The sequence below is a fragment of the Amycolatopsis sp. NPDC104775 genome, assembly GCF_055583325.1.
In genome coordinates, this window is the sequence record NZ_JBVJOE010000005.1 from 230,773 (window position 1) to 253,033 (window position 22,261).

Below are 22,261 nucleotides of genomic sequence, written 5' to 3' on the forward strand. Positions count from 1 at the left end.
GAGCGGAATCCCGGCCGCGGCACCGAAACGGCCGCTTGCGCTGCGCTTGCGGCCGTGCTTCTCCGGAGGAAAAAGCGCGACGCGCCGGTCTTGTGATGCGGAAAGGCCTTTTCTTGTCGGTGATCGCCGGTACCGTGGAATGAAAAGCACTCCGAGGAGGTGCCCGATGCATCATGACCTTCCCGGAGGTCGGCGCGAGGAGGCCGACCCTTCAGCAACCGGCGGAGCAGGGCAGACACCAGAGGAACAAGCCCGGCAGATCCGTTTTCTCGAGGAAGAAGTGGCGCTGCTGCGCCGCAGGCTCACCGATTCCCCGCGACAGAACCGCGTTCTCGAACAACGTCTCGCCGAGGCGTCGGAACGCGTGAGTCAGCTCACCGAGCGGAACACGAAACTCGTCGAAACCCTGCGCGAGGCGCGGGGTCAGCTGCTCGCCCTCCGCGAAGAGGTCGACCGGCTGGCCCAGCCCCCGAGCGGATACGGGGTGTTCGTCGAGGCGTACGAGGACAACACCGTGGACGTCTACACCGCGGGGCGCAAGATGCGCGTCTCGGTGTCGCCCGCGGTGGAGGTCTCGTCGCTGCGGCGCGGGCAGGCGTTGCGGCTCAACGAGGCGCTCACCGTCGTCGAAGGCGGCGGCTTCGAGCGCACCGGAGAGGTGTGCGCGCTGCGCGAAGTGCTCGCACCGGACGTGGAGGGCGGCAGCACGCGCGCCCTCGTGGTCGGGCACGCGGACGAGGAGCGGGTCGTCCTGCTGTCGGATCCGCTGGCCGAGCAGCCGCTCAAACCGGGCGATTCGCTCCTGGTGGACTCCAAGGCGGGCTACGCCTACGAGCGGGTGCCGAAGGCGGAGGTCGAGGACCTCGTGCTGGAGGAGGTTCCGGACGTCCGCTACGAGGACATCGGCGGCCTGACCCGGCAGATCGAGCAGATCCGCGACGCCGTGGAGCTGCCGTTTCTGCACGCGGACCTCTACGAGCAGTACCAGCTGCGCCCGCCGAAGGGCGTGCTGCTCTACGGCCCGCCCGGCTGCGGCAAGACGCTCATCGCGAAGGCGGTGGCGAACTCGCTGGCCAAGAAGGTGGCCGAGGCTCGCGGGGACAACGCGGACGGCAAGTCCTACTTCCTCAACATCAAGGGCCCGGAGCTGCTGAACAAGTTCGTCGGCGAGACCGAGCGGTCGATCCGGCTGATCTTCCAGCGGGCGCGGGAAAAGGCCTCCGAGGGCACCCCGGTCATCGTGTTCTTCGACGAGATGGACTCGATCTTCCGCACCCGCGGGTCGGGCGTGTCCTCCGACGTGGAGACCACGATCGTGCCGCAGCTGCTGTCGGAGATCGACGGCGTCGAGGGGCTGGAGAACGTCATCGTCATCGGCGCCTCCAACCGCGAGGACATGATCGACCCGGCGATCCTGCGGCCGGGCCGGCTCGACGTGAAGATCAAGATTGAGCGGCCGGACGCCGAGGGCGCGAAGGACATCTTCTCGAAGTACCTCGCCGAGGGCCTGCCGATCCACGCCGACGACCTGGCGGAGTTCGGCGGGGACCAGAAGGCGACGTTCGACGCGATGATCCAGCACACCGTCGAGCGGATGTACGAGGAGAGCGACGAGAACCGGTTCCTGGAGGTCACCTACGCCAACGGGGACAAGGAAGTCCTGTACTTCCGCGACTTCAACTCGGGCGCGATGATCCAGAACATCGTGGACCGGGCGAAGAAGTCGGCGATCAAGTCGGTGCTGGAGACCAAGCAGCCCGGCCTGCGCGTGCAGCACCTGCTGGACGCGATCGTCGACGAGTTTGCGGAGAACGAGGACCTGCCCAACACCACCAACCCGGACGACTGGGCCCGGATCTCCGGCAAGAAGGGCGAGCGGATCGTCTACATCCGCACGCTCGTCACCGGCAAGAACCAGGAATCGGGGCGGGCGATCGACACCGCCACGAACACCGGTCAGTACCTGTAGCGCACCGCGAACCTGTGGGGCCGCCGGATCTCCTCCGGCGGCCCCACAGGCCGTTTCAGACCCGTTCCAGGACCGGTTGCCGCGCCCGGGAAAGCCGGCCGTGCGAGGCCAGGATCCCGAGCACCACGAGCACCGCTCCGACGGGCTCGTTCCAGTGCACCGGCTCGTCGAGGACCAGCACGCCGAGCAGCACTCCGGCCACCGGAGTGAGGTAGGTCACAGCGGACGCGTTGGCGGCGCCCCAAGCGGTGGCGATGGCGGTGTTCCAGGCATAAGCCACGCCGGTGCCGAACACGCCGAGAGCGAGCATCGACAGGACCACGGCGAGACTCAGATGCACCGGCTGCGTCGCAATGACCGGCGTCGCGGCCAGCAGGATCACGGTGGCGAACCCGGTTTGCCCGAAGGCGACGACGACCGGATCCGGCCCGCGGGGCGACACGAACTTCCGCAGATAGACGAAAGCCAGGCCATAGCAGGCGGTCGCGCCGAGGCAGGCGAGCTGGGCGAGGAGCTCGTGGCCGAGGTCGATGCCGCGCCAGACGCCGACCAGCGTGAGCACCCCGGCGAACCCGATGAGCAGCCCGGCGGTTTTCGGCCGGGTGAGCCGTTCGGCGGGCAGCGCGGCCGCGGCGAACAGCATCGTCAGCAGGGGAGTGGTGGCGTTGAAGATGCTGGCGAGCCCGGACGCCACGTACTGCTCGGCCCACGAGAACAACAGGAACGGCCCCACGCAGAACAGCAGCGAAACCACCGCCAGATGCCCCCACAACGCGGGATCGCGGGGGAGCGATCGCCTGCGCAGCACCAGGAACCCGCCGAGGGTCAGTGCGCCCAGCGCGACCCGGGCCAGCGCCACCTGAGCCGGCGAGAGCCCTTGCAAGCCCACCTTGATGAACAGAAAACTCGCGCCCCACACGAGGGCGAGCGCGACGAACCGCGCGGCGATGCCGAACCTCACTGAACCTCCGAAACCTGCTGGACTTCCGCGGCCAGTCAACGTGCGCGCCACGCCCGCGGTCCAGCAGGTTTCGGTCGTCGCGCTCCACCTTGGTGTATAACGCCCTATACTGCGCCGCGTGAGCACCGACACCAACCGCCCGCGCCCGCCGATCACCGAAGCCGACGTCCTGGCCTGGCTGGAGACGACAGCCGCCGCCGTCCAGGCAGGAGAACTGAACGCGAACGACCTGATCGACCTGCTAGGGGAGCTCCGCCGCGCCTCAGCGGCCTGCGCCGACGCCTCGGACTGGGCACTGCTGGCCGCCCGCGAGGAAGGAGCCAGCCTCCGCCAAATCGCCCCGGTCTTCGGCAAAGGCTACGTCCGCGCACCCGCCGCCCGCCTCGAAAAACTCCACCGCCAAGCCCAAAACTCCAGCCAATGGCTCGCCATCCTCCGGCACAAACAAAGTGTATAACGACCTATACATCTGGCGAAGAAAAAACGCTCCGCGTTATCTCGCCTAAGCAATCAGACCATTAACAAACCTTCTCAAGACAAGGAAAAGCTCATGGACCGCATCGCGGTGGGGCTGGCCGCGCTCGGCCGTCCGGCATATATCAATCTGGGGCGGGACTTGCCCGCGGTTCGCGATGTGCCGTCGATGCGAGCGGCGACGCATGCGGTGCTCGACGCCGCGTACGCAGCGGGAATCCGATGGGTCGACGTCGCGCGGTCTTACGGCCGTTCGGAGGAGTTCCTCGGCGGCTGGTTGGCCGACCGCGGACATCAGGACGTCACGGTGTCCAGCAAGTGGGGCTACCGCTACGTCGGCGACTGGCGGCTCGACGCGGAGGTCCACGAGGTCAAGGAACACACGCTGCCGCGGTTGCGCGAGCAATGGGCCCAGACGCGGGAACTCCTGGCCGGGCACGTGAACCTGTACCAGGTTCATTCGCTCACTGTGGACAGTCCGCTTTTCGCTGATCCGGAGCTGATCGACGCGCTGGCCGGGCTTTCCGCCGACGGCGTCGAAGTCGGCTTCTCCACGTCCGGACCCGCGCAGGCGGACGTGGTCCGCCGGGCGTTCGAGCTGGAATCGGCCGGGCAGCCGGTGTTCGCGTCGGTCCAGTCCACTTGGAACGTTTTCGAGCCTTCGGCAGGCCCGGCGCTTGCCGAGGCCGACGCTGCCGGGAAACGGGTGCTGGTCAAGGAAACTCTCGCGAACGGACGGCTCGTCGCGGAGGCGCCGGAGCCGCTGCGGCGGATCGCCGAGGCGTACGGCGTCGGCCCGGACGCGATCGCGGTGGCGGCGGTGCTCGGGCAGGAGTGGGCTCCGGTGGCGGTGCTGGGTCCGTCGAGTCCGGCGCAACTGGCCGCGAACCTGGCCGCCGCGCGGGTGCGGCTCGGCGAGGAGGACCGCGCTGTGCTGGGACAACTCGCGCAGGACCCGCGGGAGTACTGGACGCATCGATCCCACCTCGGGTGGAGCTGAGCGATTGCATTACCCTCGGGGCCCAGCATGGCCCGGGGCGGACGGGCAACACTGAGCGCGGAGGGGCAACGTGCGTCGTCAGGTGCCAGCGGTCGCTGTGCTGGTCGGGCTGGGGGCGCTGGCCGGGCTCGCCGGATGCGGCAACCGGCCCAACAATCTCGAGACCTACTACGACGACCCGGCTCCGACGCCGGGCACGAGCGTTCCGGTGGCTCCGCCGGTGTCGCGTGCGGTCGATCCGCCCGCGGTTTCTTCTCCGGTGGCACCGGATCCGCGGCGCGCGGAGGCGGTGCTGCTGTCCGATTCGGACGTTGCCGAGGAAGGCGTGGCTCCGGGGTCGGGGCGCGTTTCCGGATGCCTGAGCGGGTTGGCCGCGGGCGAGCGCAAGTCGGTGAGCTGGGTGTATCCGAGCGGTTCGGCGTTGACGCACGAGGTCACGGTGTACGCGGACCGTTCCGGCGAGGACGTCGTGACGGGTGCGCATTGCGCGGGCAGCGAGGTTTCGCTGCCGCCGCAGCCGGGGATCGCCGTGCAGCGGGCGTGGTGCGAGGGCTCGACGTGCGCGGTGCTGGTGGCCAAGGGGAATCTGGTGTCGGCGCTGAGCGTCGCGGCGAGCACCCCGGCGCGAGCACAAGACGCCGCGAAGCGACTACTGCCCAAGCTCACCGCAAAACTCACAACCCAGCCATAGACGCAGCTACCCCCCACCTTCCTCGAACCGGACCGAAGCGCGGGATCGCGGACTTCCAGGCGATCCCGCCCGCGACGGCGGAGCCGGCGCAATCAAACACAGCAATCAAATACACTTCCGGAACCATTCCTGCACGCCCGCCGTCGGGGATGAACGGGCGTTCCGGGTCGAAGACCCAGGCCCGGAGTTCCTCCAGCGAGATCCACCGGCCTTCGACGATTTCCTCGGGCTGCAGGCGGATCGGGCCGTCCCAGCGGACTTCGAAGGCGAAGTTGTGGCAGCGGATCGTGCCGTCGTCGTAGATTTTGGTGAACAGCGGTTGCGGTTCCACTCCGTGGACGCCGAGTTCTTCGGCGAGTTCGCGGCGGGCGCAGTCGGCGGGGGTTTCGCCCGCGGCGACGACCCCGCCCGCCCAGCAGTCCCAGGTGGAGGGGAAGACGTCCTTGTCGGGGGCGCGGAGGTGCACGTAAACGGACCGGCCGTCGCCCGATCGGACGAGGACGACGCCGGCGGCGTGCCAGAGTCCTTCCGCGCGCACGCGGGAGCGGAGCGCCTCGCCTGCCGGGTAACCCGCGTCGTCATAGAGGGCAACGAGTTCGTCACTGCCTGGCATGGGGGCATCGTCGCACGCGTCGAACCCGTAGGGTGGTGGCATGCGTCGGATCATGGGAACCGAAGTCGAGTACGGCATCGCCGTGCCCGGGGACGCCACGGCGAACCCGGTGCTCACCTCGACTCAGGTGGTGCTGGCCTACGCCGCGGCTGCGGACATCCCGAGGGCGCGCCGGGCGCGCTGGGACTACGAGGTGGAGTCGCCGTTGCGCGACGCGCGCGGGTTCGATCTGACCGGCCCGGGCGGGCCGGGGCACGACCCGGACGTCGAGGACCTCGGCGCGGCGAACGTCATCCTCACCAACGGTGCGCGGTTGTACGTGGACCACGCGCATCCGGAGTACTCGGCGCCGGAGGTCACGAACGCGCGGGACGCGGTGATCTGGGACAAAGCGGGCGAGCGGGTGATGGAGGAGGCCGCGCTCAAGGCGGCCACCGTGCCGGGGCAGCCGCCGTTGCAGCTGTACAAGAACAACGTGGACGGCAAGGGCGCCAGCTACGGCACGCATGAGAACTACCTGATGCAGCGCTCGACGCCGTTCACCGCGGTGATCGGCGGGCTGACGCCGTTCTTCGCGTCGCGGCAGGTGATCTGCGGTTCGGGCCGGGTGGGGATCGGGCAGCAGAGCGAGGAGGCCGGGTTCCAGCTTTCGCAGCGCTCGGACTACATCGAGGTCGAGGTCGGGCTGGAGACCACGCTCAAGCGCGGGATCATCAACACGCGCGACGAGCCGCACGCGGACGCGGACAAGTACCGGCGGCTGCACGTGATCATCGGGGACGCGAACCTGTCGGAGTACTCGACGTATCTGAAGGTCGGGACGACGGCGCTGGTGCTGGACCTGATCGAGGCCGGCGTGCGGTTCGACGACCTCAAGCTGGACGAGCCGGTGCGGGCGGTGCACAAGATCAGCCACGATCCGACGTTGAAGACGAAGGTGGAGCTGGCGAACGGGAAGAAGTTCACCGGCCTGGACTTGCAGTTCGCCTATCACGAGCTGGCGGCGGCGAATCTCGAGCGCACGGGCGCGGACGAGGCGTCGAAGGAAGTGCTGCGGGTGTGGGGCGAGGTGCTGGACGCGCTGGCGCGGGATCCGCAGGAGTGCGCGGACCGGCTGGACTGGCCGGCGAAGCTGCGGCTGCTGGAGGGGTACCGGGAGCGGGATCAGCTGGCGTGGGGCGCGCCGCGGCTGCGGCTGGTGGACCTGCAGTATTCGGACGTCCGGCTGGGCAAGGGCCTGTACAACCGGCTGGTCACGCGGGGTTCGATGAAGCGGCTGGTCACCGAGGAGGAGGTGCAGGCGGCGATCACGACTCCGCCGTCGGATACGCGCGCCTACTTCCGGGGCAGGGCGCTGGAGAAGTACGCGTCGTCGATCGCGGCGGCGTCGTGGGATTCGGTGATTTTCGACGTGGGCCGGGAGTCGCTGGTGCGGATCCCGACGCTGGAGCCGTTGCGGGGGACGAAGGCGCACGTCGGGAAGCTGCTGGACGCGGCGGCGACGGCGGAGGAGCTGGTGGAGGCGATCACCGGTTCGGACTAGCGCGATCCCGGCGTTTCGGGCCGAGGGAAGGCCCTTTTCGTCGGTACCGCTGGGTAGGCTAGGGAACATCGGCCAGACCGGGAGGCGAGATGGCGCAGGAGAAGATCGAGAAGCACGGCGGCGGCGATTCCGACGAGGAGTTCGACGACGCCGGCGGGGCGGGCCAGGAGCGGCGGGAGAAGCTCGGCGAGGACGTGGACACGATCCTCGACGAGATCGACGACGTGCTGGAAGAGAACGCCGAGGACTTCGTCCGCGCTTACGTGCAGAAGGGCGGCGAGTAGCCGTCCGCCCGTCGCGGCCGTCCCGGGTGCGGGGCGGTGCGGCGGGGCGCGCTGGGCCGGAGGTTTCGCGCGGTGGCGCCGGGGGCAGGTTGTTCCCGGCGTTGCCGGGCACGGGATGAGATGGGAACCGAGAGCACGTATGGACAACACCTCCTCTGGGGCGGGTTTTTCCGGGCCCGGACTGCCGTCGGCCTACTTTTCGCCGGCGACGTCGTCGTTCGCGGATTTCGTGCGCGCGACCGCGCCGGAGCTGCTGCCGGCGCGGCGGGTGCCCGCGGGTGAGCTGGACGTGCCGCACGGCACGACGATCGTGGCGGTCGCGTTCGCCGGCGGGGTGCTGATCGCCGGGGACCGGCGGGCGACGTCGGGGAACCTGATCGCGAGCCGGGACATCGAGAAGGTGCACGTCACGGACGAGTACTCGGCGGTGGGCATCGCGGGGACCGCGGGGCTGGCCGTGGAGATGGTCCGGCTGTACGCGGTGGAGCTGGCGCATTACGAGAAGATCGAGGGCGTTTCGCTTTCGCTGGACGGCAAGACGAACAAGCTGGCCGGGATGGTGAAGGCGAACCTGGAGATGGCGATGGCGGGCCTGGCGGTCGTGCCGTTGTTCGTCGGGTACGACCTGGAGGCCGAGGACGCGAAGCACGCGGGCCGGATCGTGTCGTACGACGCGGCGGGCGGGCGGTACGAGGAGCACGCCGGGTACGCCAGTGTCGGTTCGGGTTCGCTGTTCGCGAAGTCGTCGTTGAAGAAGCTGTACGATCCGGACGCGGATGCGGACACGGCGGTGCGGACGGCGCTGGAGGCGTTGTACGACGCGGCGGACGACGACACCGCGAGCGGCGGCCCGGACCTGGTGCGGCGGATTTTCCCGAACGTCATCACCATCACCGCGGAGGACGGCGCGGTGGTGCTGCCCGCGGAGCGGACGGGTGCGGTGGCCGAGGCGGTGGTGGCCGGGCGTGCGGAGCGCAATCACCACCGGCCGGTGTGAGGCCGCCGATGTCCGCTGAATCAATGATTGCCGAGTTTTCGGAGAACGTGGAGCCGACACCGTGACGATGCCGTTGTATGCCTCTCCCGAGCAGCTGATGCGGGAGCGTTCCGAGCTGGCGCGCAAGGGGATCGCGCGGGGCCGGAGCGTGGTGGTGCTCAAGTACGCGGGCGGCGTGCTGTTCGTGGCGGAGAACCCGTCGGCGACTTTGCACAAGGTGTCCGAGATCTACGACCGGATCGGGTTCGCCGCGGTGGGCCGGTATTCGGAGTTCGAGAACCTGCGGGTGGCGGGGATCCGGCACGCGGATTTGAAGGGCTACCAGTACGACCGGCGGGATGTGAGCGCGCGGGCGCTGGCGAACGCGTACGCGGCGACGCTGGGCAGCATTTTCACCGAGCAGTTGAAGCCGTTCGAGGTCGAGGTGTGCGTGGCCGAGGTCGGGGCGACCGCGGCGGAGGACCAGCTGTACCGGTTGACGTTCGACGGGTCGATTTTCGACGAGTCGCCGTTCGTGGTGATGGGCGGGCAGACGGAGCCGATCACCGCGAAGCTCAAGGACGTCGTGGATCCGGAGCACGATCTGGCCACGGCGCTGGCGACGGCGATCGAGGGGTTGCGGGCGACCGCTGCGTCGTCGAACGGGAACGGGTCGGCGGCGGCCGAGGCGGAGATCAAGCTCGAGGTCGCGGTGCTGGACCGGGCGAAGCCGCGGCGGGCGTTCCGGCGGTTGTCCGGTGCGGCGCTGGAGGCGTTGCTGCCGGAGAAGGCGGAGCCTGCCGAGAAGCCGGACGACGACGGCAAGGACGGCAAGGACGATTCCGACAAGGGTTCGGCCGAGAAGGAATGACGTGACGGAACCGTGGGCCGCCGGGGAAATCCCGGCGGCCCACAGTCGTTTTCGGGAATACTGACGGGGTGACGTGTGCGCTGGTGACCCCGTGGTGGCGTCGGCGCGTCGCCGGGGACAGTTCCGCTGCGGGCGGGGTGGTCCCGACGGCGATTCTCGACTGGCGCGATCCGGCTGTGCAGACGTTGATGCGGGCGACGGCGTCCGAGGATCGGCTGGCCGGATTGCGGGCCGCGCATCGGATGATCGCCGGGGCGGTGCGGCCGGTGTACGCGGTGCGGGAGCGGCAGCCGATCTCGCGGACGTTGCGGCGCGGGCGGGGTTCGTGCAGTCAGCGGCTGGCGGTTCTGGAGGGAGTCGCGCGGGCGCAAGGGATTCCGACGCGGGTGCGGGGTCTGCTCGTGGACGGCCGGTTCTGGTATCCGCGTTTTCCGCGGGTGAAGTTCCTGGTTCCGTCGCGGGTTCTGGTGGCGTGGCCGGAGTTCCGGGTCGCGGACGCGTGGCTGCCGGCCGGGGAGCTTTTCGGTTCGTTGCCCGAGCTGGCGGCGGGTCCGGGATTTTCCAATGACAGCGGGGAAACGTTGTTCGACGCGGTGGCCCGCACGGCGATCGACTGGGACGGGGTCACCTGCGAGACCGGCGGAGCGTGCGATCTGTCCGCGACGGTGCTGTCGGATCTGGGCCGGTTCGATTCTCGCGACGAGTTGTTCCGCCAGCACGGGCAGACGCTGTCCGCGCCGTTGACGACGCTCGTCGATCCGGTGCTCAGCCGGTGGGCTCCGGGTCAGAGCGCCGCCAAGCGCTGACGCAGATATGCGCGTTCCGGCTCGGTTCCCGCGCTGGCCAAGGCTTCCTGATACGCCGCGGCTGCTTCGTCGTCGCGGCCGAGGCGGTGCAGCAGGTCTGCGCGAGCCGCGGCGTAGGGGTGGTAGCCCTGCAGTCGCGGTTCGTCGGCCAAGGCGTCCAGGAGTTTCAGCCCCGCTTCGGGTCCGTCGCGCATCGCGACTGCGGCCGCGCGGTTGAGCGCGACGACCGGGGTCGGCGTGAGCGTCAGCAGGATGTCGTACAGCGCGACGATCTGCGGCCAGTCGGTGCTGGCGACATCCGGTGCTTCGGCGTGGAGCGCGGCGATCGCCGACTGCACGCCGTACGGCCCGGGCGGTCCACCGGTGAGCGCGACTGGCACCAGCGCGCGGCCCTCGTCGATCAGGGCCGCGTCCCAGGAGGTACGGTCCTGGTCTTCCAGCGGGACGAACTCGCCGTCCGGTCCGGTGCGGGCGGCGCGGCGGGCGTGGACGAGCAGCAGAAGCGCCAGCAGCCCGGTGGTTTCGCGTTCGTCCGGCAGCAGGCGGTGCAGGATCCGGGCCAGCCGGATGGCTTCCTGTGCCAGGTCCGGACGCTGGATGTCCGGGCCGGAACTGGCCGCGTAGCCCTCGGTGAACAGCGAGTACAGCACCTGCAGCACGCCGGGCAGCCGGACGCGCAGTTCGTCGCCGGACGGGACGCGGAACGGGATGCGATGGTCGCGGATCCGGTTCTTCGCGCGCACGATCCGCTTCGCCATCGTCGCGGTCGGCACGAGGAACGCCCGCGCCACCTCGGGCGTCGTGAGCCCGGCGAGACAGCGGAGGGTGAGCGCGAGCCGGTCCTCGGCGGCCAGCGCGGGATGGGCGCAGGTGAAGAACAGCTGGAGCCGGTCGTCGGGCAGGTCGCCGTCGGCCCCGGGCGGCGGGGGAGGGTCGCCGCGGTCGGATTCCGCTTGCAGGACGGCCAGTTTCGCCGCGTACGCCTGGTCCCGGCGGAGCCGGTCGACGGCCTTGCGGCGCGCGGTGGTCATCAGCCACGCGCCGGGTTTCGGCGGAACGCCGTCCACCGGCCAGCGCACCAGCGCGGCCTCCACCGCTTCGGCGGCGACCTCCTCGGCCAGGTCCAGGTCGCCGAACCGGCGGACGAGCGCGCCGAGCAGGCGGCCGTGCTCCTCGCGGAACACGGCCGCCACGGACTCCCGCGCGTCAGGCACCGAAGTCGGCGATCGGGCGGACCACGACCGAACCGTCCCGTGACCCGGGGCAGCGGGCCGCCCAGTCGAGCGCCGCGTCGAGGTCCGGCACGTCCAGCACGTAGAACCCGCCGAGCAGTTCGCGGGTCTCGGCGAACGGGCCGTCGGTGGTGATCGACCGCTCGCCGTCCGCGCCGACCTGGACCTTGGTCGCGGTCACGAGGTCGGCGAGCGACTCCCCGCTGACGAACACCCCCGCGTCGCGGACTTCCTTGTCGTAGGCCATCCAGTCGGCGGGCTCGCAGCCGGCGGCCCCGCCCTGCTCGGTGGCCGCGGAGGCGTGGATCAGCAGCAGGTACTTCATGGTCGGGCTCCTTCGTCGGGCAGCGCGGCCGGAGTGCCGCGCTGACCTCACCACGAACGGCGCCCGCCCGGATGGACAGGGCCCGGAAGATTATTTCCCGGGCGGTCCGCTCAGGAGGCGGCAGGGGCGGTGCGGAAGTTCTGGTCGGCGAAGGCGAGCATGTAGGGGAGTGTCGCGCGGGCGGTGTGCCAGGTGTGGTTGAACCCGCGTTCGGCGTGCACCACGACCTCCTGGCCGCGCCGCTGCAGCGACCCGGCGATGCGGTGCGCGGTCGCGACGTCGGTCGGCGCGCCGGTGCCGACGGTGAGCATCACCGCGATCTTCTGCGGGAACGGCATCGTCGGGATGTAGCGGCGCGGGGTGTTCGCCGCGATCGCCGCCTGGTTGCCGCCCAGGACGCCGACCGAATCGTTCAGGTCGTCGTACGGCAGCGAGATCAGCAGCGTGCCGAACTCGTCGAGGTGGTGCAGGCCGATGTTCAGCGCGCCGAAGCCGCCGCCGGACATGCCGCCGAGCGCGCGGTGGCCGCGGTCGGGCATCGTGCGGTAGTGCTTGTCGACCGAGGGCACGATGCTGCTGGCCAGATACGTCTCCAGCTGCGGGCCGCCCGGGACGTTCAGGCATTCCCAGTCGGTGCTCGGCCGGTTGGCGGTGAGGTCGACGCTCACGATGATCATCGGCTGGATCACGCGGGCGTCCTCGAGGCTTTTGAGCGTCTGCGGCGCGGAGCCGGAGGTGAGCCAGTCGCGCGGCCCGCCGTAGGGGTAGCCGTGGATGAGGTAGACGACCGGGTAGCGCTTGCCCGCGTTCGCCGGGTCGCGGTAGCCGGCCGGGAGGACCACGTAGTTTTCGCCGTTCGACACGCCGTGCGCCGGGTCGGGCACGTTCAGCACCTCGGTGCTGCCGTTGTCGCTGGCCGGGGGACGGGCGGCCGTCGGGGAGCTGCCGCTGCTCCCGCTGGCGGAGCGGTCCGGCGCGCTGGGATCGGCGCTGTCGGCCGGATCGTCGCTGCCGCTGCGCAGCAGGGTGCCCGCCACGTTCATCACGCCGCCCCCGCGCTGCAGGAGCCTGCCGAGGTCGCTGGGCGTGCGGACGTAGCCGACGTAGCTGTTCACCGCGGTGACCGCGGCGATCAGGAACAGCGCGATCGAACCGCTGACGCCCCAGCGGCGCACGCGGCGGCGATGCGCGAGCGCGATGGTGACGGCCAGGACCGCCGCGGCGGCCCCGGCGAACGTGAGCCAGAGCAAGGGGGATTCGAGCGGCCCGATGTCCCTCGCCTGGGAGGTGACCGAAGGAGGCAGGACCGGGTCGACGGCCCGCGGCAGCATCGGCGTCATCCGCGGCCTGCCGGAGACGGGCAGCTGCGACCGCGGGAGGAAAAACGCACTGAAAAGACCCCTGCCGTGAACTGGATGCGGACAGGGCTGTCCGCATCTGGAAGATCACGCTATTGAGGCTTCGCTGTGGATTCGTTGAGAAAAGGTAAAGAAAGGGTCAAGAAAAACGCGGAGGACGGTCAGCCGACGGCAAGCGCGCAGGTCAGAGCCGGGGCCGGCGGAGCACTGAGTGGAAGAACACGGTGCCCCGCCGGACGTCGCCGGATGAACCTTAGGGCACAAGCCGGTCAGCTGGCACCGTCCGGCTTGCGGTAGACGGTCAGCGCGCTTGGCCGCGAACGGAACCGGAACTCCCGCCCGAGCGGCCCGACCTCGCCGTCGGTGGCCACCCGGCGGTTCCCGTCGAGCAGCCGCACGTGCAGCTCCGGCAGGTCCCGCTGCCGGTAGACGTGGCTCGCGTGCAGGCTGTTGGTGAGGCTCGCGAGCACGAACCGGACCCGCGACCAGCGCACGTCGGCCCGCACGTACCGGACGTCGAGCAGGCCGGTGTCGAGCGCCGGGCGCCGCGACGGCGCGAAGCCCTTCGGCGCGTACGTGCCGTTGCCGACGAAGATCAGCCACACCTGCGTCGGCTTCCCGTTCAGCTGGACCCGCAGCGGTTTCGCGCGCCGCATCACGCGCACGAGCGCGAGCGCCGCCGAGGGCCACTTCGGGAATTTGCTCTGCAGCTTTTCGCGCAGCCGCACCATTTCCGGGTACCCGCCGAGGCTGGCGGTGTTGACGAACCAGCGGTGTTCGGGCTCGCCGGAGCCGTCGACCTCGACCTCGGCCAGGTCGATGCCGACCGCGTGCCCGCCCTCGGTCGCCTCGTCCGCGTCCGGCATCGACCGGACCCCGATGTCGCGGGCGAAGTGGTTGAGCGTCCCGGCCGGGATGAGCGCGAGCGGCAGCCCGCGTTCGGCGGCGACCGACGCCACCGCCGCGACGGTGCCGTCCCCGCCCGCCACGCCCAGCGCGCGGACCGACCCGTGCGCTTCGATCTCGGCGGCGAGCTGTTCGCGCAGGTCGCGGGACGGGTCCGGGTAGATCAGCGACGCCTTCGGCCAGGCGTAGCGGACGTCCTCGGTCGGGTCCAGCCCGTCGATGCCCGAATTCGGGTTCACCAGCGCCAGCATGTCCTCGCCGTCGCGCATCTCCGGCGCTTCGGCGGCGTGCGCGGTGCGGGCCCGGACGTCCGGGTGCAGCGGCCACCAGTGCCGGGTCAGCACGGCGATCCCGGTCCCGATCGCCAGCCCCGCCGCGACGTCGCTCGGCCAGTGCACCCCGGTGTGGACGCGCGAGTAGGCGACCGCCCCGGCGAGCGGGACGATCGCCAGCCCGGCCTTCGGCGACTCCATCGCGACCGCGGTCGCGAACGCGGCGGCCGAGGCCGAATGCCCGGACGGGAACGACGACGACGTCGGCCGTTTCCGCAGCCGACGGTGCGCGGGAACTTCCTCTTCGGCCGGACGGCGGCGCGGGAACAACGGCTTCGCGACCAGGTTCGCCGCGGCGCTCGCCCCGGCGATGGCGGCGATCCCGCGCAGCGCGCCCCGTCGCGCCGGGCCCTTCCGGACCGCGAGCACGGCCGCCACGCCCCACCAGAGCCGCGATTTGTTCGCACTTCGGGACAACGCGGTCACGACGTCGTCGGCCCGGGTGCGCGGCAGCGCCGCACTGCGCCGCATCAACGCCCGATCCCGCTGCCCGACCTGCCGGAACGCCCGGCCGACCTGCTGGAACACTCTCGCCCACCTCCGCTGGCCGCGCCGGATCGCCGACCGGTCCCGGCGACCGGTTTCCGCCGCATTGTCACCACTTGCAACGTACCGACCGCGTGTCGCCGCCCGAACGGCGCACCTTCGGCGGGGGTCCAGCGCCTACTCTGGGGGGATGCAGCGGCGGATCTTTGGCATCGAGACCGAGTTCGGGGTCACGTGCACCTTTCACGGCCAGCGCAGGCTCTCGCCCGACGAGGTCGCGCGCTATCTCTTCCGGCGGGTCGTCTCGTGGGGACGCTCGTCCAACGTGTTCCTGTCCAACGGCTCCAGGCTCTACCTCGACGTGGGCTCGCACCCGGAGTACGCGACGGCCGAATGCGACGACCTGACCCAGCTCGTCACGCACGACAAGGCCGGCGAGCGGATCCTCGAGGACCTCCTCGTGGACGCCGAGCGCAGGCTCGCCGACGAGGGCATCGGCGGCGACATCTTCCTGTTCAAGAACAACACCGACTCCGCGGGCAACTCCTACGGCTGCCACGAGAACTACCTGGTCACCCGGGCCGGCGAGTTCTCCCGGATCGCCGACGTGCTGCTGCCCTTCCTCGTCACGCGCCAGCTCATCTGCGGCGCGGGCAAGGTCCTGCAGACCCCGCGCGGCGCGGTGTACTGCCTTTCGCAGCGCGCCGAGCACATCTGGGAAGGCGTCTCCAGCGCCACCACCCGGTCCCGGCCGATCATCAACACCCGCGACGAACCCCACGCCGACGCCGAGCGCTACCGGCGCCTGCACGTCATCGTCGGCGACTCCAACATGGCCGAACCCACCACGATGCTCAAGGTCGGCTCGGCGCACCTGGTGCTCGAGATGATCGAGGCCGGGGTCCAGTTCCGCGACTTCACGCTGGACAACCCGATCCGGGCGATCCGCGAGATCAGCCACGACCTCACCGGACGCCGCCAGGTCCGGCTCGCGGGCGGGCGCGAGGCCTCCGCGCTGGACATCCAGCGCGAATACCACGCCCGGGCGGTGCAGCACCTCAAGGAGAACGGGTCCACGCCCGCCAACGAGCGGGTCGTGGAGCTGTGGGGGCGGGCGCTGGAGGCGGTCGAGGAACAGGACTTCAGCAAGATCGACACCGAGATCGACTGGGCGATCAAGCACCGGCTGGTCGAGCGGTACCGGGCCAAGCACGACCTGGACCTGTCCAGCCCGCGGGTGGCGCAGCTGGACCTCGCGTACCACGACATCCGGCGCGGACGCGGGATCTTCGACCTGCTGCAGCGGAAAGGCCTGGTCCGGCGGGTCACCGACGACGGGGAGATCGAGGCGGCCAAGGACACCCCGCCGCAGACGACCCGGGCGAAACTGCGCGGCGACTTCATCGCGGCGGCACAGGCGGCCGGACGCGACTTCACGGTCGACTGGGTGCACTTGAAGCTGAACGACCAGGCGCAGCGGACCGTGCTGTGCAAGGACCCGTTCCGCTCGGTGGACGAGCGGGTGGAACGGCTGATCGGCTCGCTGTAATTTTTTGGCCGTGCTTCCTGTGCTTCGCCTGAGAGAGCGGCGAAGCACAGGAAGCGTTGCCGCAGGCCGAGAACCCGACAAAAGTCGCCGGACAGGTGCGGCAGGATCTGCGCATGCGTGCGTTACGGACGGTCCTGGTCCTCCTAGTCGTGCTGTCGGTCTCCTTGGGCGGGGTCGCCGCGGCGTCCTCGCTGCCGTCGTGGCGGCTTCTGCCCACGGGCACGACCGCGCAGTTCCGTGGTCTGTCCGCGGTGAGCGGGCGAGTGGCGTGGATCAGCGGCACCCAGGGCACGGTCTTGCGGACGGTCGACGGCGGGGGCACTTGGCTGCGGGTCGGGCCGCCGGACACGGGGAAGCTGGAATTCCGCGACATCGAGGCGTTCGACGCGGACCACGCGGTAGTGCTGTCGATCGGGCCCGGCGCGGATTCGCGGATCTACCGCACTGACGACGGCGGGAAACACTGGCGGCAGACGTTCGGCAACCCCGATTCCGCCGCGTTCTACGACTGCCTCGCCTTCTTCGACCCGTGGCGCGGGCTCGCGATGAGCGATCCGGTCAACGGGAAGTTCCGCGTGCAGGCCACCTTCGACGGCGGGCGCAGCTGGCGGCAGATCCCGGACGACGCGTTCCCGCCTGCGGAGCCCGGGGAAGCGGGATTCGCTGCCAGCGGCCAGTGCGTCACCACGTCCGGGCCGGTTGACGCGTGGCTCGCTACCGGCGGTGGTGCGCACGCGCGCGTTCTGCACTCCGGGGACGGCGGCCGGCACTGGAGCGCCACTGCGACGCCGTTGCCCAGCAGCGCGTCGGCCGGGGTTTTCGCGGTCGCGTTCCGCACGCCGTGGCAGGGAGTGGCGATCGGCGGCGACTACGCCAATCCCACCGCGCCCGGCCCGGCGGTCGCGGTGAGCCGCGACGGCGGACGCAGCTGGCGTACGCCGCCGGAGCATCCCGCCGGGTACCGGTCCGGGCTCGCTTGGCGCGGGAGAACGGTGCTGGCTGTCGGACCGGGCGGGAGCGATCTGAGCCGCGACGGCGGACGGCACTGGGTTTCCTTCGACACCGGCGGCTTCGACACCGTCGACTGCACGGGAAGCGGGGCGTGCTGGGCCAGCGGGGCGAAGGGGCGGGCGGCGAAACTGGTGCCGTAAGGAGGGACCCGATCCGGGCGCCGGGCCGTCCGGAACGGCGGTGCGTGAGGCGGACCGGCGCGGAGGGTCCCTTCGCGGCACGCGGGCTGACCAGGCGCGACGCGCGCAGGCCGGACCTCGCGATCGCCGGGGACGGGGAGAGCTAGAGTCGTCTGGTGTCCACCGCACGCGCCGAACGGCTGGTCAACCTCGTGCTGGCCCTGCTCTCCACCCGGCAGTACCTCACCGCGGAGCGGATCCGCGGGATCGTGCCCGGGTACGCCGACGCGGCCAGCGACGACGCCTTCTTCCGCACCTTCGAGCGGGACAAGACCGAACTGCGGGAGCTCGGCATCCCGCTCGAAACCGGCCGCAACTCCGTCTTCGACCCGGTCGAGGGCTACCGCATCGCGCGCCGCGACTACGAACTCGGCGAGATCGACCTCGCCCCGGACGAAGCCGCGGCCGTCGGGCTCGCGGTCCGGCTCTGGGACTCGCCGGAGCTGACCGGGCAGGCCCAGGGCGCGCTGGTGAAACTGCGCGCGGCCGGAGTCGAGGTCGACGACCAGGCGCCGACGGTGATCGAACCGCGAGTCCGGGCCGAACCGGCGTTCGCGCCGATGCTCGCCGCGGTGCAGGCCGGGCAGGCGGTCCGGTTCGAGTACCGGCGCAGCGGCTCGCCCGAGCGGCGCATCCGCACCCTCGAACCGTGGGGCGTCGTGTCCTGGCGCGCCCGCTGGTACGTCGTCGGGCACGACCGCGACCGCGACGCGACCCGCTGCTTCCGGCTCTCCCGCGTCACCGGAAAGGTCGCCGCGATCGGGAAACCGGGCGCGGTGGTGCGGCCCGAGGGCGTCAACCTGATGCAGCTCGTGTCGGTCACCGGCGGCAGCGAGGATCCGGCGCCGGTCACCACCGCCCGGCTGTGGGTCGCCGACGGCCGCGCCGCGGGAGTCCGCCGCCGAGGCGAAGCCGTGGGCCGCGAAACCGTCGCCGGAGAGGAAGGCGACGTGATCGAGATCGGCCTGTACTTCCCGGAATCGGCCGCCGACTGGATCGCCGCGCAAGGACCGGACGTGCTCGTGCTCGAACCGGACGTGCTGGCCAAATCCGTGCAGCACCGGCTCGAGGCCGTCCTCGCCCGCGCCGGACAGGGGAGCGTCCGGTGACCGCCTCCGGCGAACGCATGCCGAGACTGCTCGCGCTCGTGCCCTACCTGCTCGCCCGGCCCGGCATCCGGATCGACGAGGCCGCCCAGGACTTCGACGTCACCCCGCGCCAGCTGCGCAAGGACCTCGAACTGCTGTGGATGTGCGGCCTTCCCGGCTACGGCCCCGGCGACCTCATCGACCTGTCCTTCGAAGGCGACACCATCGTCGTCACCCACGACGCCGGGATGAGCCGCCCGCTGCGCCTCACCGGCGGCGAAGCCACCGCCCTGCTGGTCGCGCTGCGCGCGCTCGCCGAAACCCCGGGCGTGGCCGACGGCGACGCGGTCCGCCGCGCCATCGCCAAAATCGAGGACGCCGCCGGGCAGGCCCGCCCGGCCGGGGTCGTCGTCGGGGGAGGAGTGCGCGAAGGAGCCCGCGCCGCCCGCACCCGCGAAACCGTCGCCGGCGCGCTGCAAGAAGGCCGCGCGCTGCGGATGCGCTACTACACCGCCTCGCGCGACCAGATCACCGAACGCACCGTCGATCCGATGCGGCTCGTCATCGTCCAGGGCGTCGGCTATCTCGAAGCGTGGTGCCGACGGGTCGAAGGCGTCCGCCTTTTCCGCCTCGATCGGGTGGACGCGCTCACCGTGCTGGACGAACCCGCGGCCCCGCCCGCCCACGCGCGGCCCACCGACCTGTCCGACGGCGTCTTCTCCGCCCGTCCCGGCCAGCGGGTCGCCCATCTGGTCCTGGACCCCGACGCCCGCTGGGTCGCCGAGTACTACCCCTGCGAGGAACTCGACGAGCTCGACGGCGGACGGCTGCGCATCGCCATGCGCTACAGCGACGAGCCCTGGATGGTCCGGCTCGTGCTCAGCCTCGGCGGGGAAGCCCAGGTGGAGAGCCCCGCCACACTCGCCGAGGCAGTCGGTCGCCGAGCCGCCGACGCCGTGGCGCGTGCCCGTCACCTCACGTCCATGTCCGACCGATAAGGTGGTTTCGTGCCGTACCTGCCCGTCTACGCTCTGCTCGCGGCCGGCCTGCTCGTCCTGGTCCTGCTGCTGGTACGGACCGCTGGAGTCTTGCGCCGCTTCCGCCGCACCATGAGCATGGTCAGTGCGGACACCCAGGACCGGACCGGACTGATCCGGGCCCGGTCGGCGGCACTCCGTGTGGCCGTGGCCGAACGCCGCCCGGCGCCCGGCAACAAGTAACATCAGCACTGACCCCAGACAAGGAGGGCAGACGACCATGAACGCGCTGCAGCCGTGGCACATCATCGTTCTGGTGCTCGTGGTGGTTCTGCTGTTCGGAGCGAAGCGGCTCCCGGACGCGGCCCGGTCCATCGGCAAGTCCATGAAGATCTTCAAGGCCGAGACCAAGGACCTGACCGGCGAGCAGAAGGCCGAAGCCGAGGCCGAGTCCGCCGACACCCGGCACATCGCCGCGCCCGCGCAGACCGCGCAGGACAAGCAGGTCGCCGACCTCCAGCGCCAGCTCGACGAACTGAAGCGGCAGCAGGCGGCCTCGGCCGACCAGCCGCAGAAGAACGCGAGCTGACCCTCCGCGCGCACCACCCGGTCCCCGGTCCACGGCGGCGCGCCGGCGCGGCGCGCCCCGGCGGGCTCTGACGAGAACGGAACGACCAGTGGCGGAAGCCGCCAACGGCAACGGCAGCCGGTCCAGCAAGCGGAGCCGGCGCAGCCGTCGGAAAAACCCCGACGGCACGATGACGCTCATCGAGCACATCTACGAGTTCCGCCGCCGCCTCGGCTGGGCGGTCGTTTTCGTCGTCGTCGGCGCGATCTTCGGGTTCATCTGGTTCGAGCAGCGGCTCGGCCCGATCCCGTCGCTCGGCGACATCATGACGCACCCGTACTGCGCCATCCCGGCCTCGCAGCGCTTCGCCGGCGACCAGTCCGGCTGCCGCCTGCTGCAGACCGTGCCGTTCGAAGCGTTCATGATCCGCCTCAAGGTCGGCGTCGCGGCGGGCGCGGTGCTGCTGTCGCCGGCCTGGCTGTATCAGCTCTGGGCGTTCATCGCCCCCGGTCTCTACGCCAAGGAACGCCGGTACGCGCTGATCTTCGTCAGCTTCGCCTCGGTGCTCTTCGCCGCCGGCGCGGTGCTGGCCTACCTGCTCGTCCCGCACGCGCTGGCCCTGCTCGCCGGCTTCGGCCAGGACCAGTTCGTCACCGCGCTCACCGCGGACAAGTACATCTCGTTCATCCTGTCGCTGCTGGTGATCTTCGGCGTCAGTTTCGAGCTCCCGCTGCTCATCGTGATGCTCAACCGCGTCGGCGTGCTCAAGTACCAGCAGCTCAAGAAGTGGCGCCGCGGCATCGTGTTCGCGCTGTTCGTGTTCGCCGCGTTCGCCACCCCCGGCTCGGACCCGTTCTCGATGCTCGGCCTCGCCGCCGCGCTCACCCTGCTGTTCGAGATCTCGATCCAGCTCGCCCGCTTCCACGACCGCAAGCTCGACCGCGTCCGCCACGACGAGGGCTGGGACCAGCTCGCCGACGACGAGGCCGCGCCGTTCGACTACACCCCGAGCACCGCCGACGGCGAGGAACCCGCCGCGCGGAAGCCGTCGCCCGGCCGCCCCGGCTCGACCGACGACATCACCTGACCGTGGGCCTGAACGCAGCACTGGCCGTCCACCCGGCCTCCGGTCGCGGCGCGGCCGCCCGCGTCGCCGAAGCGGTCGCGGCGCGGCTGCGGCCCGCCGTCGACCGGCTCGACCTCCTCACCGCCACCAGCGTCGAGGAATCCCGCGCGCTCATGCGGTCCTCGCACGCCGAAGGGCTCGACGTGCTGATCGTCCTCGGCGGCGACGGCGCGGCCCACCAAGGCGTCCAGTTCTGCGCCGACCACGGCGTCGCGCTCGGCCTCGTCCCCTCGGGCACCGGCAACGACTTCGCCCGCGCCCTCGGCGTCCCCTCCGACCCGCGAGCGGCCACCGACGCGCTCGCGAAAGCGCTGAAAGCCGGGCGCCGGCGCAGCCTCGACCTCGGCCGCGTCGGCGACACCTGGTTCGCCACCGTGCTGTGCGCCGGATTCGACGCCGCCGTCAACGCCCGCGCCAACGCCATGCGCTGGCCCACCGGACCCCGCCGCTACGACCTGGCGATCCTCGCCGAACTCGCCGCGTTCCAGCCCCGCCCGCTCGTCGTGCACACCGACCACGGCGTCCTGTCCGCCGATTCGAGCCTGATCGCGGTCGGCAACACCCCGTACTACGGCGGCGGCATCCCGATCTGCCCCGGCGCCGACCCGGGCGACGGCCTCTTCGACGTCACCGTCATCGGCGCCCCCGGCCGCGCCCGGCTGCTGCGGATGCTCCCGCACTTGCGCACCGGCGAGCACGTGCACAAGGACAGCGTCGAAACCTTCCGCACCCGGACGCTGCGCATCGAAGCGCCCGGCTGGCCGGTCTACGCCGACGGCGAGGATCAGGGCCAAGCCCCGGTCGAAGCCACTTGCGTGCCCTCCGCGCTCACCGTCGTGTCGTGAGTGTTCGTGCCGGTTAGAACCGGTGCCAGCACTCACGAGCCCCACGCCCAGCCCCGGTGCAGCGGTCTGGCCGCGTGAGGGCGTTCGCGCA

At 70.9% G+C, this 22,261-nt stretch carries 22 protein-coding genes and 1 pseudogene; 17 read left to right on the plus strand and 6 right to left on the minus strand.

Features of this window, described 5'->3' with window-relative positions; all coding sequences use genetic code 11:
* Positions 1-166: 166 nt before the first annotated feature.
* Positions 167-1,969 carry a proteasome ATPase gene (arc, locus tag ACZ63D_RS23665; RefSeq protein ID WP_465356511.1) on the plus strand — a complete coding sequence of 601 codons (1,803 nt, stop codon included), beginning with the start codon at positions 167-169 and terminating at the stop codon, positions 1,967-1,969.
* A gap of 55 nt (positions 1,970-2,024) precedes the next feature.
* On the opposite strand, the gene ACZ63D_RS23670 is transcribed toward arc, so the two are convergent.
* Positions 2,025-2,930, minus strand: coding sequence for a DMT family transporter (locus ACZ63D_RS23670; RefSeq protein WP_465356512.1), 906 nt, complete (start codon positions 2,928-2,930; stop codon positions 2,025-2,027).
* A gap of 118 nt (positions 2,931-3,048) precedes the next feature.
* Here ACZ63D_RS23670 and ACZ63D_RS23675 point away from each other — a divergent pair, with 118 nt between their 5' ends.
* The 3 genes from ACZ63D_RS23675 (at position 3,049) to ACZ63D_RS23685 (ending at position 5,095) form a co-directional block, all read left to right on the plus strand.
* Positions 3,049-3,387, plus strand: coding sequence for a hypothetical protein (locus tag ACZ63D_RS23675; RefSeq protein ID WP_465356513.1), 339 nt, complete (start codon positions 3,049-3,051; stop codon positions 3,385-3,387).
* 93 nt (positions 3,388-3,480) lie between these two features.
* Complete coding sequence (locus ACZ63D_RS23680) at positions 3,481-4,404, plus strand: aldo/keto reductase (RefSeq protein ID WP_465356514.1); 924 nt, start codon at positions 3,481-3,483, stop codon at positions 4,402-4,404.
* Positions 4,405-4,486: 82 nt separating this feature from the next.
* Entirely contained in the window at positions 4,487-5,095 is a 609-nt protein-coding gene (locus tag ACZ63D_RS23685; protein ID WP_465356515.1) for a hypothetical protein, read from the plus strand.
* A 105-nt stretch (positions 5,096-5,200) separates the two neighbouring features.
* Here ACZ63D_RS23685 and ACZ63D_RS23690 read toward each other — a convergent pair.
* Positions 5,201-5,708: pseudogene (locus ACZ63D_RS23690) on the minus strand (NUDIX hydrolase).
* A 40-nt stretch (positions 5,709-5,748) separates the two neighbouring features.
* On the opposite strand from ACZ63D_RS23690, the gene dop reads away from it, so the two are divergent.
* From dop to ACZ63D_RS23715, 5 genes are all read left to right on the plus strand, one after another.
* Positions 5,749-7,251, plus strand: a complete 1,503-nt coding sequence (dop, locus tag ACZ63D_RS23695) for a depupylase/deamidase Dop (RefSeq protein WP_465356516.1) — start codon at positions 5,749-5,751, stop codon at positions 7,249-7,251.
* Between the two features lie 89 nt (positions 7,252-7,340).
* On the plus strand, positions 7,341-7,535 hold the full coding sequence (locus tag ACZ63D_RS23700) for a ubiquitin-like protein Pup (protein ID WP_037806475.1): 195 nt from the start codon (positions 7,341-7,343) through the stop codon (positions 7,533-7,535).
* 139 nt (positions 7,536-7,674) lie between these two features.
* Positions 7,675-8,532, plus strand: coding sequence for a proteasome subunit beta (gene prcB, locus ACZ63D_RS23705; RefSeq protein WP_465356517.1), 858 nt, complete (start codon positions 7,675-7,677; stop codon positions 8,530-8,532).
* A 61-nt stretch (positions 8,533-8,593) separates the two neighbouring features.
* Positions 8,594-9,382, plus strand: coding sequence for a proteasome subunit alpha (prcA, locus tag ACZ63D_RS23710; RefSeq protein ID WP_465356518.1), 789 nt, complete (start codon positions 8,594-8,596; stop codon positions 9,380-9,382).
* A 68-nt stretch (positions 9,383-9,450) separates the two neighbouring features.
* A complete protein-coding gene (locus ACZ63D_RS23715) occupies positions 9,451-10,188 on the plus strand; it encodes a transglutaminase domain-containing protein (protein ID WP_465356519.1) in 738 nt (245 codons plus the stop codon).
* Here the strand turns inward: ACZ63D_RS23715 and ACZ63D_RS23720 are convergent.
* The 4 genes from ACZ63D_RS23720 to ACZ63D_RS23735 all read right to left on the minus strand — a co-directional run bounded on the left by ACZ63D_RS23720 (position 10,167) and on the right by ACZ63D_RS23735 (position 14,812).
* The gene (locus ACZ63D_RS23720) at positions 10,167-11,372 is read right to left on the minus strand and encodes an RNA polymerase sigma factor (RefSeq protein ID WP_465356992.1); all 1,206 of its coding nucleotides are present in this window, start codon (positions 11,370-11,372) and stop codon (positions 10,167-10,169) included. The genes ACZ63D_RS23715 and ACZ63D_RS23720 overlap by 22 nt on opposite strands.
* Before the next feature lie 22 nt (positions 11,373-11,394).
* Complete coding sequence (locus tag ACZ63D_RS23725) at positions 11,395-11,745, minus strand: YciI family protein (protein WP_465356520.1); 351 nt, start codon at positions 11,743-11,745, stop codon at positions 11,395-11,397.
* 110 nt (positions 11,746-11,855) lie between these two features.
* Positions 11,856-13,085, minus strand: coding sequence for an alpha/beta hydrolase (locus tag ACZ63D_RS23730; protein WP_465356521.1), 1,230 nt, complete (start codon positions 13,083-13,085; stop codon positions 11,856-11,858).
* Positions 13,086-13,372: 287 nt separating this feature from the next.
* Positions 13,373-14,812 (minus strand): phosphatase PAP2 family protein, encoded by a 1,440-nt coding sequence (locus tag ACZ63D_RS23735; protein ID WP_465356993.1) that lies wholly within the window; start codon positions 14,810-14,812, stop codon positions 13,373-13,375.
* Between the two features lie 205 nt (positions 14,813-15,017).
* Here ACZ63D_RS23735 and pafA point away from each other — a divergent pair, with 205 nt between their 5' ends.
* The 8 genes from pafA (at position 15,018) to ACZ63D_RS23775 (ending at position 22,170) form a co-directional block, all read left to right on the plus strand.
* The gene (gene pafA, locus ACZ63D_RS23740; protein WP_037806466.1) at positions 15,018-16,376 is read left to right on the plus strand and encodes a Pup--protein ligase; all 1,359 of its coding nucleotides are present in this window, start codon (positions 15,018-15,020) and stop codon (positions 16,374-16,376) included.
* Positions 16,377-16,489: 113 nt separating this feature from the next.
* Positions 16,490-17,527 carry a WD40/YVTN/BNR-like repeat-containing protein gene (locus tag ACZ63D_RS23745; RefSeq protein ID WP_465356522.1) on the plus strand — a complete coding sequence of 346 codons (1,038 nt, stop codon included), beginning with the start codon at positions 16,490-16,492 and terminating at the stop codon, positions 17,525-17,527.
* Between the two features lie 155 nt (positions 17,528-17,682).
* A complete protein-coding gene (locus tag ACZ63D_RS23750) occupies positions 17,683-18,675 on the plus strand; it encodes a helix-turn-helix transcriptional regulator (protein ID WP_465356523.1) in 993 nt (330 codons plus the stop codon).
* Positions 18,672-19,652 (plus strand): helix-turn-helix transcriptional regulator, encoded by a 981-nt coding sequence (locus tag ACZ63D_RS23755; protein ID WP_465356524.1) that lies wholly within the window; start codon positions 18,672-18,674, stop codon positions 19,650-19,652. The genes ACZ63D_RS23750 and ACZ63D_RS23755 overlap by 4 nt, the downstream gene beginning before the upstream one ends.
* 9 nt (positions 19,653-19,661) lie before the next feature.
* Positions 19,662-19,874: a bacteriophage holin gene (locus ACZ63D_RS23760; protein ID WP_465356525.1), complete on the plus strand. Its 213-nt coding sequence runs from the start codon at positions 19,662-19,664 to the stop codon at positions 19,872-19,874.
* Between the two features lie 37 nt (positions 19,875-19,911).
* A complete protein-coding gene (gene tatA, locus ACZ63D_RS23765; RefSeq protein ID WP_465356526.1) occupies positions 19,912-20,220 on the plus strand; it encodes a Sec-independent protein translocase subunit TatA in 309 nt (102 codons plus the stop codon).
* A gap of 88 nt (positions 20,221-20,308) precedes the next feature.
* On the plus strand, positions 20,309-21,286 hold the full coding sequence (tatC, locus tag ACZ63D_RS23770; protein ID WP_465356527.1) for a twin-arginine translocase subunit TatC: 978 nt from the start codon (positions 20,309-20,311) through the stop codon (positions 21,284-21,286).
* 2 nt (positions 21,287-21,288) lie between these two features.
* Positions 21,289-22,170, plus strand: a complete 882-nt coding sequence (locus tag ACZ63D_RS23775) for a diacylglycerol/lipid kinase family protein (RefSeq protein WP_465356528.1) — start codon at positions 21,289-21,291, stop codon at positions 22,168-22,170.
* Positions 22,171-22,261 lie beyond the last annotated feature (91 nt).

Bases quoted from the DNA above. Each gene is read 5' to 3' on its own strand.
- arc (WP_465356511.1), top strand. From the start codon at position 167: ATGCATCATGACCTTCCCGGAGGTCGGCGCGAGGAGGCCGACCCTTCA.
- ACZ63D_RS23680 (WP_465356514.1), top strand. From the start codon at position 3,481: ATGGACCGCATCGCGGTGGGGCTGGCCGCGCTCGGCCGTCCGGCATAT.
- dop (WP_465356516.1), top strand. From the start codon at position 5,749: ATGCGTCGGATCATGGGAACCGAAGTCGAGTACGGCATCGCCGTGCCC.
- ACZ63D_RS23700 (WP_037806475.1), top strand. From the start codon at position 7,341: ATGGCGCAGGAGAAGATCGAGAAGCACGGCGGCGGCGATTCCGACGAG.
- prcB (WP_465356517.1), top strand. From the start codon at position 7,675: ATGGACAACACCTCCTCTGGGGCGGGTTTTTCCGGGCCCGGACTGCCG.
- ACZ63D_RS23725 (WP_465356520.1), bottom strand. From the start codon at position 11,745: ATGAAGTACCTGCTGCTGATCCACGCCTCCGCGGCCACCGAGCAGGGC.
- ACZ63D_RS23730 (WP_465356521.1), bottom strand. From the start codon at position 13,085: ATGACGCCGATGCTGCCGCGGGCCGTCGACCCGGTCCTGCCTCCTTCG.
- ACZ63D_RS23735 (WP_465356993.1), bottom strand. From the start codon at position 14,812: ATGCGGCGCAGTGCGGCGCTGCCGCGCACCCGGGCCGACGACGTCGTG.
- pafA (WP_037806466.1), top strand. From the start codon at position 15,018: ATGCAGCGGCGGATCTTTGGCATCGAGACCGAGTTCGGGGTCACGTGC.
- ACZ63D_RS23745 (WP_465356522.1), top strand. From the start codon at position 16,490: ATGCGTGCGTTACGGACGGTCCTGGTCCTCCTAGTCGTGCTGTCGGTC.
- tatA (WP_465356526.1), top strand. From the start codon at position 19,912: ATGAACGCGCTGCAGCCGTGGCACATCATCGTTCTGGTGCTCGTGGTG.